Origin of the sequence: Synechococcus sp. BDU 130192, from assembly GCF_963876085.1 — a bacterium.
Taxonomy (GTDB): domain Bacteria; phylum Cyanobacteriota; class Cyanobacteriia; order Cyanobacteriales; family MRBY01; genus MRBY01.
In genome coordinates this window covers 18,931-34,034 of record NZ_CAWNNO010000022.1, presented here as the reverse complement: position 1 = coordinate 34,034, position 15,104 = coordinate 18,931, and the positions used below count along the sequence as shown (strand labels likewise).

Sequence of the window (15,104 nt, the reverse complement as noted above, 5' to 3'; positions counted from 1 at the left end):
GCGTTCACTGAAGGTTTAGCCTGGGATCTTAACAGATTGCTTTGGTGCTTTTGGCCCCAAGGCGATCGCCATCTCCCTAGCCACCATAGACTTGATCAATCTCGGCCTCGATTTCCCGCACCATCTCCAGAGGAAGCCCCAATTGCCCCAGGAGTTGCTGGTAGACAATGCTCTCTAGTTCATTGACCCCATTGGCCCGAATGACCTCATAACTGAGCTTTAGGGCGGTAATTTTTTCGTTCTCCGTGGTTAGGGTATCTGTCAACTGCTCTAGGGGCAGATTGCTTGCCAGATAATTTTCCAGTTCCCCTTGCAGTTGCGCCTGGTGCTGACTGTCGTTGGTAAATTGCTCACTCAGGCGACTGAAGATCACCTGTTTCTGCTCTGGGGCAAAGTTGCCATCGGCCCAGGCCATACTCGCGGCGATGCGAATCAGGTTCATTTGCTCCGGTGTGACGGTGGGCGCTTCACCCAGATAAACCTCAATCACTTTGGGGTCGTTCTGTACCTGATTCATGTTGCCTTCACAGAGCACAGAACCCTGGTGCAGTACCGTTACTTGCCGCGCAATCTGGCGCACAAACTCCATATCATGTTCAATCACGATCAGGGAATGGCTTTCGGCGAGGGCGAGGAGTAAATTACCGACATTTTCCGTTTCCTCATCGGTCAAGCCCGCCACGGGTTCGTCCACCAGCAACAGATCCGGAGACTGGGCCACGAGCATACCAATTTCTAAACGCTGTTTTTCCCCATGGGCTAACCAGGCCGCTTGGATATCGGCTTTTTCGGTAAGGCCAATGGTTTCTAAAAGACTTAGGGTTTGGGTTCTTTCCGTGGCCTTGGTTCCCCCAAAAAGAGTCGGTAAAACATTTTTGTGGCGATTACAGGCGAGGTCTAGGTTTTCGCGTACCGTTAAATTTTGGTAGACCCGAGGCGTTTGAAATTTGCGACCAATGCCGAGGCGGGCCACTTTATGTTCCGGGAGACCGCTGATGGTTTTGCCTTTAAATTTGACTTTGCCTGTGGTGGGTTTAACCTTGCCGGTGATTACATCTAAAAACGTAGTTTTCCCCGCACCATTGGGGCCAATGATCACCCGTAGCTCCCCTTTACCCATGCGGAAGGTGAGGTTATTGAGGGCTTTAAAGCCATCGAAGTTGACGGTCAAATTCTCAATTTCCAAGATATTTTCCATGGCCTCGCCCTACTCCTTTGTCACTAATTGGTCTTCTTGGATATTTTGCACATCGGGATCGTCGGCGATCGCCGGATAACTCACTGGTTGTCCGATCCCCCACAGACGGGCCACCTTGACCCAGAGAACGTCCCGCACCCAGCCCACAATGCCATCGGGGAGCACCGTCACCACGATTAAAAACAACGCCCCTTGGAAAAACAGCCAAATTTCTGGGAAGCTTTCACTCAAATAAATGCGGGCAAAATTGACCAAAATTGTGCCAATAATTGCGCCGATCAGGGTCGCCCGGCCCCCCACTGCCACGGAGATCACCATCTCAATGGAAAAGGCCACTTCCATGTAGTTCGGCGTGATAATCCCACTTTGCACCGTATAAAGGGCTCCGGAAATTCCGGCGATCGCCCCGGCGATCGCAAAAACAACGACCTTAAACCAGGTGGGATCGTAGCCCGTAAACCGCACCCGCGTTTCATCATCCCGAATGGCGATTAACATCCGGCCAAAGCGACCACTCGTCAGCCAGCGACAAAGGAGATAAACCAACAGCAAGGCGACAATCGTTGTTTCATAAAACAGCAGCTGAATCCCTGAATCCCCGACCCGCTGCCCTAGGAAAACAGCGGTATCTGTTTTGAGACCGTTGGTGCCGTTGATCAGTTTTTGCTGACCATTAAAAAAATTGAAAAAGACCAACAAGGCCGCCTGGGTGATGATCGAAAAATAAACCCCCTTAATGCGATTGCGAAAGACGAGATAGCCCAAGATCCCTGCAACGATCCCCGGCACCAGCACCATGGCAATCAGAGTCAGGGGTAGCGAGTAAAAAGGCTGCCAAAAGAGGGGTAATTTTTCGACGCCATAGAGCATAAAAAATTCCGGAATGGCACCATCAGGCAGTTGCAAACTGAGGTGCATCGCCAGGGCATAGCCACCGAGGGCAAAGAAAATCCCTTGGCCAAGACTGAGCAAGCCAGTGTAGCCCCAAATGAGGTCGATCCCCAGGGCGACGATCGCCATGGAGAGAAAACGCCCCACGAGTTTGAGGCGAAATTCCGGCAAAATCAAGGGCAAGATGACCATCGTAATGATCACCAGAGCAAGGATGATTGCTCCCTCAATGAGAAGTTTGGTGCGCTGTTGTTTGCGCTGGTCACGTCGGGTTAAACCTACATTCATGGTGCTGTTTATGGGCTGGGCTATCGGAAAAAGGGCTTATAGTTCTGCGGTTCTGCCTTTCGGCGGGAAGAGACCCGCAGGCCGGAACTGGAGGAAGCCGATAATAATCACAAAGGTCATCACCTTCGCCATACTGGTGGTGGCAAAAAAAGTGGCCAAATCCAAGAGAAATTGTGGGGCTTGGAGGGAGGTAAAAACGGTAACAAATGTGCCAGAACCGATGAGATAGTTGATAATCCCCAAACCGAGGGCCGCCAAAATGGTACCAAGCAAATTACCAACGCCACCAACGACCACCACCATAAAGGCATCGACGATGTAGTTTTGGCCGGTATTTGGCCCGACGGAACCCAACAGGGCGATCGCCACTCCGGCAATCCCGGCTAAACCCGACCCCAGGGCAAAGGTCAAAGCATCAACGCGGGCGGTAGGAATCCCCAAACAGGAACTCATTTCGCGGTTTTGGGTGACGGCACGGATTCGGAGGCCCCAGTTGGATTTGTTCAAAAACCAGTACATTGCCCCCAGACAGATCAGGGTCAAGACGATGATAAAAATGCGGCTGTAGGGCAGTTGGGCGGAACCCAGGGAAAGTCCCCCCTGGAGCCATTTGGGCGCAGTCACATCCACATTTCGGGCACTAAACCACGGCTTTGTGAGGGCGTCATTTTTCGTCAGATTGACCGCGAAAATCACCCCAAAACCAAGGGCAAAGGCGGCAACCACGTTTAATTTATCCAGCCATGTTTTTAGGGTCGCAGATTGGATCTTGGCGAGATTTAAAGCTTGGAGCACGGCCCAGCGGATCACATCTTTAAGGAGAAAGGCAATGACCCCGAAGGCGATCGCCCAGTTCACACTGCGGACAAACTGCTGCAAAATTAGGCTGACTCCCCAGGTGGCCAAGAGGGTTTCTAGGGGACGGCCATAGAGATAGCGGATTACGCCCCGCTCTAGGCCAAAGCCCACTGCGGCGGCGACAAAAAAAGCCAGGGGAATCGCAAAGATAATGTAGAGATTAAAAAAAGGTTCCCCGAACCCCCGGAATACATTTTGGACCACAAAGGTTGTGTAGGCGCCCAGCATCATTAATTCGCCATGGGCCAGGTTGATCACCCCCATCAAACCAAAGGCGATCGCCAAACCCAAGGCCGAAACCAAAAGCACAGAGCCAATGCTGACTCCGTTAAAAATACCGATTAGAAGTTCTGTCACAGGGCAAACCCACCACAATACGCGCAATAAAACCGCGAGAAAGCCGGATTCTGTAGGGCGGAATCCCAGCTTTCCCGGAAAACATCTGGGCGTTAAACCCTAGATTGCATATTTTTCACCCTTTGTGGGGTCGCTCCAGTCACAGGCAAATCCTTTGGTGGATTCAACATACTGGTTCCAGGCTTGGGGGGCGATGGGGCCGTCGGTTTCCCAGACGATGTCAAACATCCCGTCTTCCCGTACTTGGCCGATGCGCACGGTCTTTGAGAGGTGGTGGTTAACATTCATCGTCACCGGGCCTTCGGGAGCCGCAAATTCTTGACCAATGGCGGCACTCCGCACGGCTTCGAGGTCATAGGCATCGGTCGCCCCATTGGCGATCGCCGCTTCTACCGCCTGCTTCCAGATATAGACCATGATGTAGGCCGCTTCCATGGGGTCATTGGTCACCCGGTCTTCACCGTATTCCGCCTTAAAGTCTGCCACCCACTTTTCATTTTCGGGAGTTTCTACGGTTTGGAAGTAGTTCCAAGACGCATAGTGACCCGTGAGATATTCAGGGCCAATTTGACGGACTTCTTCTTCGGCGATCGACACCGACATGACCGGATATTGCTCCGGGGTGAGGCCCGCATCACGAATTTGTTTGAAGAACGCAACGTTACTGTCACCGTTCAAGCTATTGAAAATCACGCCGCCATTGGGAAGCGCTGCTTTGATTTTGGTGATAATCGGCGTCACTTCAGTGTTACCGAGGGGGAGATAGTCTTCGCCGACCGTGGTGCCACCTTTGGCTTCTAACTGGGCTTTGATAATGGTGTTCGCGGTTCTGGGGAATACATAGTCAGAACCCACGAGGAAAAATTCTGTGCCCTTATTTTCGAGGAGCCAATCCACAGCGGGCTCGATTTGTTGGTTCGGGGCGGCCCCAGTGTAGAAAATGTTTTTGGAGCATTCCTGGCCTTCGTACTGGACAGGGTAGAACAGCATGTGGTCTTTTGCTTCAAAGACATCTTTAACTGCTTTTCGGCTGGCGGAAGTCCAGCAGCCAAAGACGACGGCGACACCATCTTGGTCAATGAGTTTTTCGGCCTTTTCTTTGAAGACATCCCAGTCGGAGGCACCATCTTCGACAATGGCTTCAATTTGTTTGCCATCGATGCCACCGGCGGCATTAATTTCTTTGATGGCGAGTTGTTCAGCTTCGACCACGGTGGTTTCACTAATGGCCATGGTGCCACTGAGGGAGTGGAGAATGCCAACTTTGATCGTGTCACCACTGGGGGTTGAGGTTGTGCTGCCACTATCGGGGGTATCAGGGGTTTCTGTGGGTTGGCCGCAGGCTTTGAGGAGAATACTGGAACCGAGGGCGGCGGAACTGTAGAGAATAAATTTACGTCTTCCGAGATTACTCATGGTTAATGCGATTTTCTCAAGGGGCTTTGGGATAGTGTGTGGGAGGAAAGAAGCTTAAAAGTTTAAGTCGTGTTTAAGCTTTGCAGTGTAAAAGTCCCGCCCCTAAAAAAATGTGACACTTGATACAAAGTGCCGATGCGCTTGATTCAAGGGTTTGTTAATGGAGAAGAATTAATTTAACTTTACATTAAAGAAAATGGACTGCTTGTCCCTGCTCGGTCAGCGGATAGCCCTGAAGAGGCGATCGCCTAACTGGAGAATGTCATCCCGCCGGGGAATTTGCGCCAGCCAATCAGGGGGAATATTGTCGAGGCCGTAGTAAAGTCCGGCTAAACCGCCGGCGATCGCCGCTGTGGTATCGGTGTCATCCCCCAAATTCACCGCCGCGAGCACCGTATCCTGATAGTTATCATGGTTTAAACAACACCAGAGGGCGGCTTCGAGGGCATAGACGACATAACCGCTCGATTGAAGCTCATGGATGGGCAATGTTGCTAAATTTCCGTCAAAAATACGCTGGTAGTGGCTGAGTTCCGGCTTGTAGATGGAATCGCGGTAAAACTCTTCGGCCCGCTGTACTCCCTGTTGGTAGGCAGTTTCAATTCTTTTCCCCTGCAACAGTTCCAGGGCAATGGAAATATACACACCACAGGCAATGAGGGACCGGGGATGACGGTGGGTCAGGTAGGAAATGTTGTGCACGAGATCCAAGAGATCGGCATAGGGCAGTCGCTCACCACAAAAGGCAAGGGGCAAAATACGCATTAAGGAGCCATTGCCATTACTCCGCTCCCCGATTCCACCTGCTTCCAGGGGATTGATGCCCGCTAAAATTTGATGAATTGCGGCGGCAGTCGTGTTGCCCACATCAAAGGTTTCGCCGTGGGGTGTCCAGTAAGCTTCCTTAAGCCAAAGACCCATCTTACGGCCCAGATGTTCGGGGAGTTCTTCGCCTAGACCCACTTCGGCGATCGCCTCGGCCAGACAAAAAGTGAGGGAACTATCATCCGACCAGGTGCCAGGGGGTTGATTGTAGGTGCCATAGCCCCGCATCCTTGTCACAGGATCCCGCTGTCGGGTGCGGCGCTCAGAAAATTCCACAGGCACGCCCAGGGCATCCCCCACACAAAGCCCCAATAATCCCCCGTGAATCTGCGCTTGCGTAACCATCAATGATTACCCCCCTAAGTGATCAAATTGCTCAAACATATTGTGGATCAACTGTTGGGTTTTCGCTTCCAGTTTTTGCCAATCTACGGCCCCGGACGTCTCGAACAGGGTTTCATCGATTTCCACGGTGCAGCCATTTTCCACGAGGGCTGCGGTGGGATAGGCAACAAAACAGATCTGGTAACAGAGATCCCAGATATTAACCGTCGTTTCGATGTGGTCTTTCTTGAGGCGCAAAACATAGCCAGGGTAGGGGTCTTGGATGTCTTCGTACTCCCCAGCCCAGGGGGAATCTTCTAACTGGGCACGGAAGTTATCGACGACCCGAATAAAGGCCGGTTGGAGCAGCATTTCGGCCTGATTCCAAGCTTTACGGGTTTTAAATTTTGGCTGCATAAGTCAGAAATTCTCCCAAAAGATACAACGAACCACATAACACCCTAGTGTGGGGGGTGGCGATCGCCTGATCAAGGGCTTCAGATAAGGTTTCATGGGTTTGACAGGAGGCGAGGGCCGGACAAATCACCTGGGCCAACATTGCCAAACTCTGGGGATCGGCGCTGCTATGGCCCCCCACTGGTACGAGATGCAAGTGATCCCCGTCTCGCAGGAGGGCTTGAAGGACATTTTGGTGATCCTTGGTCGAGAGCATTCCCATGACCCAAGTGACGGGTTGGGGGAGGGTGTCTACATATTTGCGTAATTCCGCCGCCGCCACACCATTATGGGCACCATCAATGAGAGTTTTTTGCCCCTGCCATTGGTGCCATTCAATGCGTCCCGCCCAGCGAGTTTTCGCAAGGCCATCGCGCAATTGTTGATCGGAAATTTGCCAACCTTGTTTGCGCAACGCATAAATAGTTTCAATGGCGATCGCCGAATTATGAAGTTGAATATCCCCTAAAAGTGGCAAAAAATATTCAAATTCACCGTATTTCGCTATCCTCCCCCTCTGTCTTCCTTCTGAAGGGGGATAAATGGCTTGGGCGGATTGAATCCAGGTGGCTGGACAATTTAACTCACTGATTTTTTCACGAATCACTTGCGCCGCGATCTCCGGCACTTCCCCAATCACCGCCGGACAATCTTGTTTTAAAATGCCCGCTTTCTCCCCGGCAATTTTATCTAAGCTGTTACCTAAGCGCTGCCAGTGATCCATGCCGATGGAGGTAATGACAGAAACGAGGGGGCGATCGCAAACATTCGTCGAGTCCAAGCGTCCCCCCAACCCCACTTCAATCACGGCAATATCTACCTGTTCCTGGGCGAAATACAAAAATCCCGCCGCCGTAATCACCTCAAATTGGGTCGGTGTTTCTTGGTTGGGATCAATGGCCGCTTTCACCTGTTCCAAAACCGTCAATAACCGCTCGGACGTCATCGGCTGATTATTCAAACAAATCCGCTCTGTCCAGTCCACCAAATGGGGCGACGTAAACCGCCCGACCCGATAGCCCGCCGCCGCCAAAATGGAAGACAAATAGGCACAGACCGACCCTTTCCCGTTGGTGCCCGCCACATGGAGAATCGGTACTTGGCGCTCTGGATGACCAAGGTTCGCCAATAGTTGGGTAATGCGCGTTAAACCGAGGTTAATGCCAAACCGTTCAAAGGTTTCAAGGAGATTGGCGATCGCCACTTGGCTCATAGTGAATCTCAAAAATTTGGGACAATATCCCCAGACTATAATGGATTTGTGTATGGGAAATTTCCAAAATCTGGGTTAATGCTGTTTTACGGAACTCCGCTACTGGCTCGATCTCACAGAGACCGACTGACAAGCCCTAGTAGATGCCTGGCTGTTTGGGAGGAATACTTTAAAACAAAGTAAAGAAAGTAGTTTCAATATTTCCCCATTAAAACTCTCTGATAAATATCCATTGTTTGTTGGTAATTGATTTCAGGGGTGTAGTTTTGCTGGTAGGCTAAGCGAGCACTTTGCCCTATTGCTGCAATTTCGAGGGGATGTGTGCCAGCCCATTCTAAGCGTTCAACCCAGGCATCAATATTACTATGGGACACCAAGAAACCCGTTGTCTGATCCTTAACCAGTTCGGCGAGGGCACCTAAGTCAGAGACAATCGCAGCCCGACCGCAAGCAAAGGCTTCAATGACAACTCGCCCAAACGTTTCGTACCATTGCGAAGGAACGAGTACCGCAGTGGCATTTTGGACAGCGGCGATCACTTGTTCTTTGGTTTGCTGGCCCAGAAAAGTGACGTTTGTTAAGCCACGCTCACGGACAAATTTCATTAGTTCCGCTTTTTGGGGGCCATCGCCAGCAATATTGAGTTGCCATTCAGGTTGATTCAGTTTTTCCCAAGCTTTCAGTAGAATCATCACCCCTTTTTCCGATGAAAGGCGACCGATAAAGAGAAAGGTTGGTCTTTTGGGCAATGCTGGAATTATTTGATTGGGTAAAGGATCTTCAGTAACGTTGGGTTTGACATAGAGGCGGTCGCCGGGAATACCCATTTGAATCAGTTTGTTAGCGGCGAACTGGCTAGGGGTAATAAACGCATCAACATTTTTCTCCCAAGTTTTACGCCAGCGATTGACTGTGATCATATTCCAAACAGCTAAAGAGCCAGGTAATGACCCTCGGTAGCAACGGTAAACAATGCCTCGCCAGGAATTTTTACCAATACAGACTTCACAAACTTGATTTTCTCGAAATAGAGAAGCATTAAGACAGCCTAGGCGAAAATTTCTCAAGTGTTGAACGGTAGGAATATTTAGGGATTGAGCGGCTTGATGGACAGAAGGAGAAAAAAGTGGAAAAAAGTTCTGAACGTGAAGAATATCAGGCTTAAAATTTTTTAGCTGCGATTTTAGAGCTTGCGCTTTTTTAGGGTTCCAAGCGGTAGTAAAAAAAAGCTTGGATTTATCAAAGGCGCTAAATCGTTTAATGCAATCATTATGCTCTTCGATGTAAGTTACTTGATGTCCAAATTGCTTTAGGATGTCTATTTCTGCTTGTGTAGAGCTATCTTCACCGCCGGTATATTGATAGCGGTTATGCAGCATCAAAATATGTGGTGACAAAGAGTCAAATTCATCTAAGTTCATAATTTATTGATTATGCTTTGTCTGAGTTCTTTTAAAGAAGCTATCAATAAGTAAAAAATCAAGATACTGATATGACCAAAGTAAAAGTTTTAAAGAAAAGAGCAATGCACCTTTAGTTGCTTTATATTTTTTTATAAAATAAAAGAAATTGCTCGGTAAATAATACTTTGATTTCTTATTCAAAAAAACTGACTTTATAGATTTGTTTTTGGGATTTTGTTTTAGATATTGATTCAGGTTTTTAGGAGGGTTTACTATGTCCGTGAGAAAAGCTTTTGCATCTCCTAAAATACAAGCTTGAAATCCTGAACGTGTAGCCTGCAAGATATATAAATCATCTCCTCTATAGTGGGGAAATCGACTCTCATCAGGTAAACCAATGACAGAGCATAAATTTGAAGGAAAACCAACACAATATCCAGAAAGGCTATCGACAAAGGTAACTGTGTTAGGTTCTGCTGTTAGAGGAGTTCTATGTAAACAGCCAGTTTTAATTAGAATGTTTACTTTGTTGAGATAACAAGCTGCACCAACGATTGTATGTGAATGATTTTCTAAAAACTCAACTAGAGTATTGAGAGTATATTTTTGGGGTAAGCAATCGTCATTTAACCAGATAATATAATCAGCTTTCTGAGTCAGAGCATATTTCATCCCCATTTTGATTGCTCCTGTCCACCAGAGATTCCCATCACCATACAAAATTGTGACAATAGGAAATTGAGCTTGGATGGCCTCGGCAGTACCATCAGTAGAACCATCATCGACAACAACCACTGAATATCGATCTAGGTCTCCGTTTTCCTGTAAATGTTTTAGGCAGGTGAGAGTAATTTCCTTGCGATTATGTACAGGGATGATGATATAGACAGCAGGAGGGGGGTCAGGTTGGTCTATTGATGCTTGAAAGTCTAGAGATTGTTGCATCGTTTGAAATATCTTAAAGTAGATTTTGGAAATGATACTGTTATCTTTTACTGGAGATTGTTCTTCTTATAGATTTAGGGTACCCACTATTATCCGTAAAGTTTCTTTGGTGATTAGTTTTTGACGATCGCCTACTGCTTAAAGAACGCTTCGATACAGCCAAAGCTTACCTAGGCAATAACTTTGTGACGGAGAATTTGCTGCGGAATATTAAAAATCTAAGGAGCGATCTAGGACGTCTGCCAAGCGATAAGAACAATCCTTTGGCATATCGATACCTGTTTCAGCGATCGCCTGTAGTCTGGCTTTTTGGTAGGTTTTGAGTAAATAGTCGTCCGCGAGATATCGCTTAAGACTGGGGCTATCGGCTAGATAATCGGCAATATTTGATCGTTCCCGTTGAATTGTCCCCAACCAGCTTCTTGATCGAAGCTCTGGTTGATAATCCCATTTGAGGAGGTGATGGAGAATTAAACGTAGGCTACTTAAAAGGCGATCGCGTTCTCGTTTAGACAAGTCTCGAATCTCTTCTACTAAGTTTTCTAAATCGAGGGCACTGAATTGACCGCTTTCAAGCAATTCGGCCATGGTTTCGGCCCATTGACTAAAGTCTTGTTCATACAGGGTACTCATGGGTCTTGCTGCCGATGGGTGGGTTTGTTGATTTCATTTCGATTATAGTAAGCTGCTGCGGAGATAGGAGGGCGATCGCCTACTATCGCTGTTAGCCTAAGATATCGCTTATTGTCTAGATCCCCCGACAAAACTCATTTTTTATCTATGCAGTTGTCTTTTGGTTGAGGATCTATTGATAGAGTTCAATATAGCGTTGGGCTTGCAGTTTAATGGGATCTTCAGTTACGGCATTGCCGTAACGATTTGAGTTCTGTATTTTCTAGATAATTTTCTGAAATCTGTGTCACTACTTAACAGCCTCCAGATTTAAGCTGACAGGATATGCTCTCCCTGCAATGAGAACAGGACGACCAGACCAATCATCAAAAGATGTCATTTTATCTGTTCCTGGAGTCCACTTTCTTACCATTTTAAAACCTACATCTTTAAGAAGCTGACTTAGATAATTTTCATTAAAAGAACATAGATGAAAATTATATTCATAATCTTGGCCACCCATCAAAATTCGGATGACATCCTCCATATTTCTACCTGTATCTCGGTAAATATTAAGTATTAAATCAAAATCAGGAACCGACAAGCGTAAGATTCCATCTTCTTTTAAAACTCGATGCCATTCTTTTAAGACAATTGGAACCTTATCAATGGGAAAATGCTCTAAACAGTGAGAGGCATAGATTAACTTTACAGATTCATTCTTAAATGGCTTTAAATTATCAATTTTTCGTACGAAATGTATATGAGGTAAATTAAGTGCATCAATATTGATAAACTCAGGATGATTAATTGCTCCACATCCTAAATGTAAATTGATTGCACCATTAGGATGATTAGGAAATTTAGGCCGATGAATTTGTCTTGATATTTTTCCTAGGCCAGAAAAAAAAGAGTCATAGACTGTCTTTAGTTTGATTTTAAAAAGTCTAATGTTATGCTTGTTTTTCTCTTGAAAATCTCTTGGAGTATTCTCAATTAACTGATTGACTATCTTTTTTAAAAAATTATTTAAATTACTCATTTTTTTAGCTCTTTGATTTTTACCTTAAGGTGTTGGGGACTCTTTAGAAAAAATAGTAAGCGATTAAATAGCCAGATAAGCCGTCCCCAATAATGTTGTTTTTGTTTTAATTCCTTTCCATGATGACGAAAATCAAAAGTATAAAAATCAGCTTCTTTATGTTCAACAATAAAAAGAGGGTGCTCAATATTCCATATATTTTGAGTAGGAAGATTGGCAAGAGAACTATGTAAGGAGAGCGTATGAGTTGCATCTTTACGGAAGCCAATATTTTTAATTAGGTTTTGATTTGGAGATATGCTTAAGCCTCCTTGTGACCAACAAGAAAACATCCAGACATAGAACCAAGAATTTGGCTCGCCATCAAAAAAGAGATTGTCAAAAATTCTTCTCCAATGTTGAATTTCTATTAATTCTGATGAGATCTGTTCAAGTAAATTTTCCTGTTTAAATTGAGTCCATTTGTCTTTGTCAAAACTCCAATAGTTCCATGCTCTTTTCCAAGTGGCCCATCCCCAAGGATCATTATATCTGGAGAAATAGTAGCTATAGCTTGTACGTTGGATACCATTTTGAAAATTAGAACCATTAATCACCATAATTCGTTCATCATGGCGATAGTAATCTAATAAGGTTTCACAAAACGAAAAAAAAGAAGGGGCAGGCACACAGTCATCTTCCAAAATAATGGCTTCTTCAACCTGCTCAAAAACCCAAGTAATACCGCTGGAAACTCTTTCTCGGCAACCCAAATTCATATCGGAATAATTACAAAAAACTTCGCAATCCCAATCTACTTGTTTAATTACATCCCGTGCCGCCTGACATTTTTCTTGTTCTTCTGGGGTGCGCGGCCCATCAGCGATGACAAAAAGTTGCTTTGGCTGTGCTTTTCGGATCTCATTAAACACAATCTGTGTCAGATCCGGACGATTAAAGATAATAAAAACAACGGGAGTTTTGAGCATCGTTATGGAGTAGGGAGTCTGTGACCATCGGAAAGGTGCTGCACTATAAAAGTATAAACCTGAGTGACCAAGGCGATCGCCTTTTTTACTTCCCCCTAAAGTCAGAACAAAGTTATTATAATATTCCAGTCAAGGCTAGGCGATCACTATTTTAGTAGTTTGTCATATTCCCCATGGGTACCGATCCAAACCCAGAGATATCCGTCTTCAATTTGGGTGGCGATCTCTCGATAGTTGGCACCAACCCTTACAGACCATACTTTACCAACTTTTTTAAAGTGCAAAGATGGATGAGAAAGATTATCTTTCAACAGTCGAAAATTCTTATCGGCAAGGTCTCGAATTTCAGTAGGCAGATTTGTATAACATTTCCAAAAACTAGAGGATGTTTTGTGCTTCACAAATCAATACTTTCTCCTGCTTGATGTTCAGCCAGCGCAGTTTCAATCAGGAAATCAAGCTTACCAGAGTTGGAATCAGATTCTAGTTTTTGATCCCAAATAGTTTGATCGAACTCAATAAACCATTCACGCAATTGCGCAAATGAATCATAGTCAAGATCAGCGATTTGCTTTTCCAGTAGTTCTATCTTGGTCATAACTTTCTGTAGTTACTTGATACATAATATTAGCAAATAATACGATCGCCTTTTTTGTCCACCTCTAAATCCGGAACAAAATTACTGCATTTGTTCTAGTCAAGGCTAGGCGATCGCCCCTCATTCAAGTAAATATCACTATTGCCCAATTTGAGAGATTTGCGACACACTTAAACTCAGTTCTGGAAAAAGATTTGACCGTAGGGTATCTTGGCCCTGAAACAAGGCAAAAGTGTATTCTCCCTCTACTAGATGATAAATAGAAACAGTCGGCTGTTTGGGACTACCAATATAACGTCTACCCCCCAATCCTAAGTAGTCCACAATCCAATATTCAGCAATGCCTAACTTTTCGTATTCTCCTAATTTCATTAAATAATCATCTTGCCAGTTGGTACTGACGACCTCGATTGCTAATCGAACGGTTTCTCCCTGGGTAATGGTTGACCGCTTTTTCCACATTGGCTCTTTGTCTTGTATGGCAGCGCTATCTAGCACCATCACATCAGGAATATAGGCGGTTTTGCCGGTATCTATCGCTTTAATTAAGCCTTGGCGCGGAACACACAAGGGTAAGCCTAACCGTTTAATTTCAAACCCAATTTCCATTGCCAAAAAACCAGCGACCTGCTCATGGGTTCCGGTAGGCTGCATTTTGACAATCACTCCATTATGTAATTCAAATCGGCCCTCATAACCATCGGGATACCAATCCCAAAATTCCTCTAAGGTCACTAACTTCGGTTCTTGTGGCAAGTCAATATCAATTTTGTCTTTGATAAACATATTTTTGACCTCGGTATAGAGTGCCACAATCTATTTACTACTCTTTTTTATTATAGGCGATCGCCTTTTCTATTCTCTAAATATAGAACACAACTATTACACTTGCTGCGAGTTACTCAGGTGAGGCGATAACTTTCCAGGGATGACAGTAGCTATTAGCTTTACTCGCAATCACCCAGATCTCATTAAAAGCAATCTATTTTACTGATTAATTGTTTTCCAAAAATCTTCTCGTATAAAAAAAACTGTGTTAACTGATTTTGCATAAATATCATAATTTTGTTCTTTAAGGAAACGATAGACTGCTGTCTTTTGGACTTGCTGCAAGGATGATTTAAGAATTTCAACTAAAACTATTTTAGGTCTATACTTTTCCCAATTATTTGACTTCAAAACTTCAAGATCAAGTCCTTCCACATCAATGCTCATAAAATCAATTTCTTGTCTAGAATTTAAATGTTTGTCAAGAATTTCAGAGAGTGGATAACAATCAAGTTTGATTTCTCGAATTGGTTTGACTTTTCTTTCAATCAGTAAGTCTTTAGAAAATGTATTTAAAGCAGGTTCTTCAAATTCAAAATAAGTTAGTTTTTTATATTCTTGTGCAATTGGAATTTCAAGATTGACATCTCTGGATCTAACTTTCTGAAAAAGTTTCATACTTCCTGGTTTTGCATCAATGTTAATCCCATTCCAGCCTTTTTGATAAAAAAGATATGTATTGGAAAATCTCTTGGGATGGTGTGCACCAATATCTATATAAAAACCTGACTTTTTGGGAAATAATCTTAGCAAAACTAAGTCTTCGCCTTCCTGTCCCCAAGAGAGTCTAAAAAAATCATCCCAGGAAAAACAACTTTTCCAAAAGCGTCTGACTTTTTTGAAAAAACGAATCATCCTTAGTATTAACATATTTTTTTAACT

General features: G+C 45.1%; 15 protein-coding genes. All 15 read right to left on the bottom strand.

From position 1 onward, the window contains the following. Window positions 1-76 precede the first annotated feature (76 nt). Entirely contained in the window at window positions 77-1,198 is a 1,122-nt protein-coding gene (gene urtD, locus AACT35_RS06925; RefSeq protein ID WP_099240176.1) for an urea ABC transporter ATP-binding protein UrtD, read from the bottom strand. A gap of 9 nt (window positions 1,199-1,207) precedes the next feature. Next, the gene (urtC, locus tag AACT35_RS06920) at window positions 1,208-2,281 is read right to left on the bottom strand and encodes an urea ABC transporter permease subunit UrtC (protein ID WP_254048068.1); all 1,074 of its coding nucleotides are present in this window, start codon (window positions 2,279-2,281) and stop codon (window positions 1,208-1,210) included. A 132-nt stretch (window positions 2,282-2,413) separates the two neighbouring features. Then, window positions 2,414-3,592: an ABC transporter permease gene (locus AACT35_RS06915; RefSeq protein ID WP_099240172.1), complete on the bottom strand. Its 1,179-nt coding sequence runs from the start codon at window positions 3,590-3,592 to the stop codon at window positions 2,414-2,416. Window positions 3,593-3,691: 99 nt separating this feature from the next. Then, entirely contained in the window at window positions 3,692-5,008 is a 1,317-nt protein-coding gene (urtA, locus tag AACT35_RS06910) for an urea ABC transporter substrate-binding protein (RefSeq protein WP_012306032.1), read from the bottom strand. Between the two features lie 219 nt (window positions 5,009-5,227). Continuing rightward, the gene (locus tag AACT35_RS06905) at window positions 5,228-6,178 is read right to left on the bottom strand and encodes an ADP-ribosylglycohydrolase family protein (RefSeq protein ID WP_099240170.1); all 951 of its coding nucleotides are present in this window, start codon (window positions 6,176-6,178) and stop codon (window positions 5,228-5,230) included. 6 nt (window positions 6,179-6,184) lie between these two features. Next, window positions 6,185-6,574, bottom strand: coding sequence for a hypothetical protein (locus tag AACT35_RS06900; RefSeq protein ID WP_099240168.1), 390 nt, complete (start codon window positions 6,572-6,574; stop codon window positions 6,185-6,187). Beyond that, window positions 6,558-7,826: a bifunctional folylpolyglutamate synthase/dihydrofolate synthase gene (locus AACT35_RS06895; RefSeq protein WP_099240166.1), complete on the bottom strand. Its 1,269-nt coding sequence runs from the start codon at window positions 7,824-7,826 to the stop codon at window positions 6,558-6,560. The genes AACT35_RS06900 and AACT35_RS06895 overlap by 17 nt, the downstream gene beginning before the upstream one ends. A 194-nt stretch (window positions 7,827-8,020) precedes the next feature. Then, window positions 8,021-9,247 (bottom strand): glycosyltransferase family 4 protein, encoded by a 1,227-nt coding sequence (locus AACT35_RS06890; RefSeq protein WP_099240163.1) that lies wholly within the window; start codon window positions 9,245-9,247, stop codon window positions 8,021-8,023. A gap of 3 nt (window positions 9,248-9,250) precedes the next feature. Continuing rightward, window positions 9,251-10,174, bottom strand: a complete 924-nt coding sequence (locus AACT35_RS06885; RefSeq protein WP_099240160.1) for a glycosyltransferase family 2 protein — start codon at window positions 10,172-10,174, stop codon at window positions 9,251-9,253. Between the two features lie 210 nt (window positions 10,175-10,384). Continuing rightward, entirely contained in the window at window positions 10,385-10,807 is a 423-nt protein-coding gene (locus tag AACT35_RS06880; RefSeq protein WP_099240157.1) for a DUF29 domain-containing protein, read from the bottom strand. A gap of 289 nt (window positions 10,808-11,096) precedes the next feature. Further along, window positions 11,097-11,828, bottom strand: a complete 732-nt coding sequence (locus AACT35_RS06875) for a class I SAM-dependent methyltransferase (RefSeq protein ID WP_099240155.1) — start codon at window positions 11,826-11,828, stop codon at window positions 11,097-11,099. Then, window positions 11,825-12,796: a hemolytic protein HlpA-like protein gene (locus tag AACT35_RS06870; protein ID WP_099240153.1), complete on the bottom strand. Its 972-nt coding sequence runs from the start codon at window positions 12,794-12,796 to the stop codon at window positions 11,825-11,827. The genes AACT35_RS06875 and AACT35_RS06870 overlap by 4 nt, the downstream gene beginning before the upstream one ends. 397 nt (window positions 12,797-13,193) lie before the next feature. Further along, the gene (locus AACT35_RS06865; RefSeq protein WP_099240150.1) at window positions 13,194-13,394 is read right to left on the bottom strand and encodes a hypothetical protein; all 201 of its coding nucleotides are present in this window, start codon (window positions 13,392-13,394) and stop codon (window positions 13,194-13,196) included. A 138-nt stretch (window positions 13,395-13,532) separates the two neighbouring features. Beyond that, on the bottom strand, window positions 13,533-14,207 hold the full coding sequence (locus AACT35_RS06860) for a Uma2 family endonuclease (protein ID WP_339374597.1): 675 nt from the start codon (window positions 14,205-14,207) through the stop codon (window positions 13,533-13,535). A gap of 174 nt (window positions 14,208-14,381) precedes the next feature. Then, the gene (locus tag AACT35_RS06855) at window positions 14,382-15,077 is read right to left on the bottom strand and encodes an FkbM family methyltransferase (protein WP_099240437.1); all 696 of its coding nucleotides are present in this window, start codon (window positions 15,075-15,077) and stop codon (window positions 14,382-14,384) included. Between the last annotated feature and the right edge of the window lie 27 nt (window positions 15,078-15,104).

Excerpts from the sequence above, each read along its gene's own strand:
- urtD (WP_099240176.1), bottom strand. The coding sequence starts at position 1,198 with ATGGAAAATATCTTGGAAATTGAGAATTTGACCGTCAACTTCGATGGC.
- urtC (WP_254048068.1), bottom strand. The coding sequence starts at position 2,281 with ATGGTCATCTTGCCCTTGATTTTGCCGGAATTTCGCCTCAAACTCGTG.
- urtA (WP_012306032.1), bottom strand. The coding sequence starts at position 5,008 with ATGAGTAATCTCGGAAGACGTAAATTTATTCTCTACAGTTCCGCCGCC.
- AACT35_RS06905 (WP_099240170.1), bottom strand. The coding sequence starts at position 6,178 with ATGGTTACGCAAGCGCAGATTCACGGGGGATTATTGGGGCTTTGTGTG.
- AACT35_RS06900 (WP_099240168.1), bottom strand. The coding sequence starts at position 6,574 with ATGCAGCCAAAATTTAAAACCCGTAAAGCTTGGAATCAGGCCGAAATG.
- AACT35_RS06895 (WP_099240166.1), bottom strand. The coding sequence starts at position 7,826 with ATGAGCCAAGTGGCGATCGCCAATCTCCTTGAAACCTTTGAACGGTTT.
- AACT35_RS06890 (WP_099240163.1), bottom strand. The coding sequence starts at position 9,247 with ATGAACTTAGATGAATTTGACTCTTTGTCACCACATATTTTGATGCTG.
- AACT35_RS06885 (WP_099240160.1), bottom strand. The coding sequence starts at position 10,174 with ATGCAACAATCTCTAGACTTTCAAGCATCAATAGACCAACCTGACCCC.
- AACT35_RS06880 (WP_099240157.1), bottom strand. The coding sequence starts at position 10,807 with ATGAGTACCCTGTATGAACAAGACTTTAGTCAATGGGCCGAAACCATG.
- AACT35_RS06875 (WP_099240155.1), bottom strand. The coding sequence starts at position 11,828 with ATGAGTAATTTAAATAATTTTTTAAAAAAGATAGTCAATCAGTTAATT.
- AACT35_RS06870 (WP_099240153.1), bottom strand. The coding sequence starts at position 12,796 with ATGCTCAAAACTCCCGTTGTTTTTATTATCTTTAATCGTCCGGATCTG.
- AACT35_RS06865 (WP_099240150.1), bottom strand. The coding sequence starts at position 13,394 with ATGACCAAGATAGAACTACTGGAAAAGCAAATCGCTGATCTTGACTAT.
- AACT35_RS06855 (WP_099240437.1), bottom strand. The coding sequence starts at position 15,077 with ATGATTCGTTTTTTCAAAAAAGTCAGACGCTTTTGGAAAAGTTGTTTT.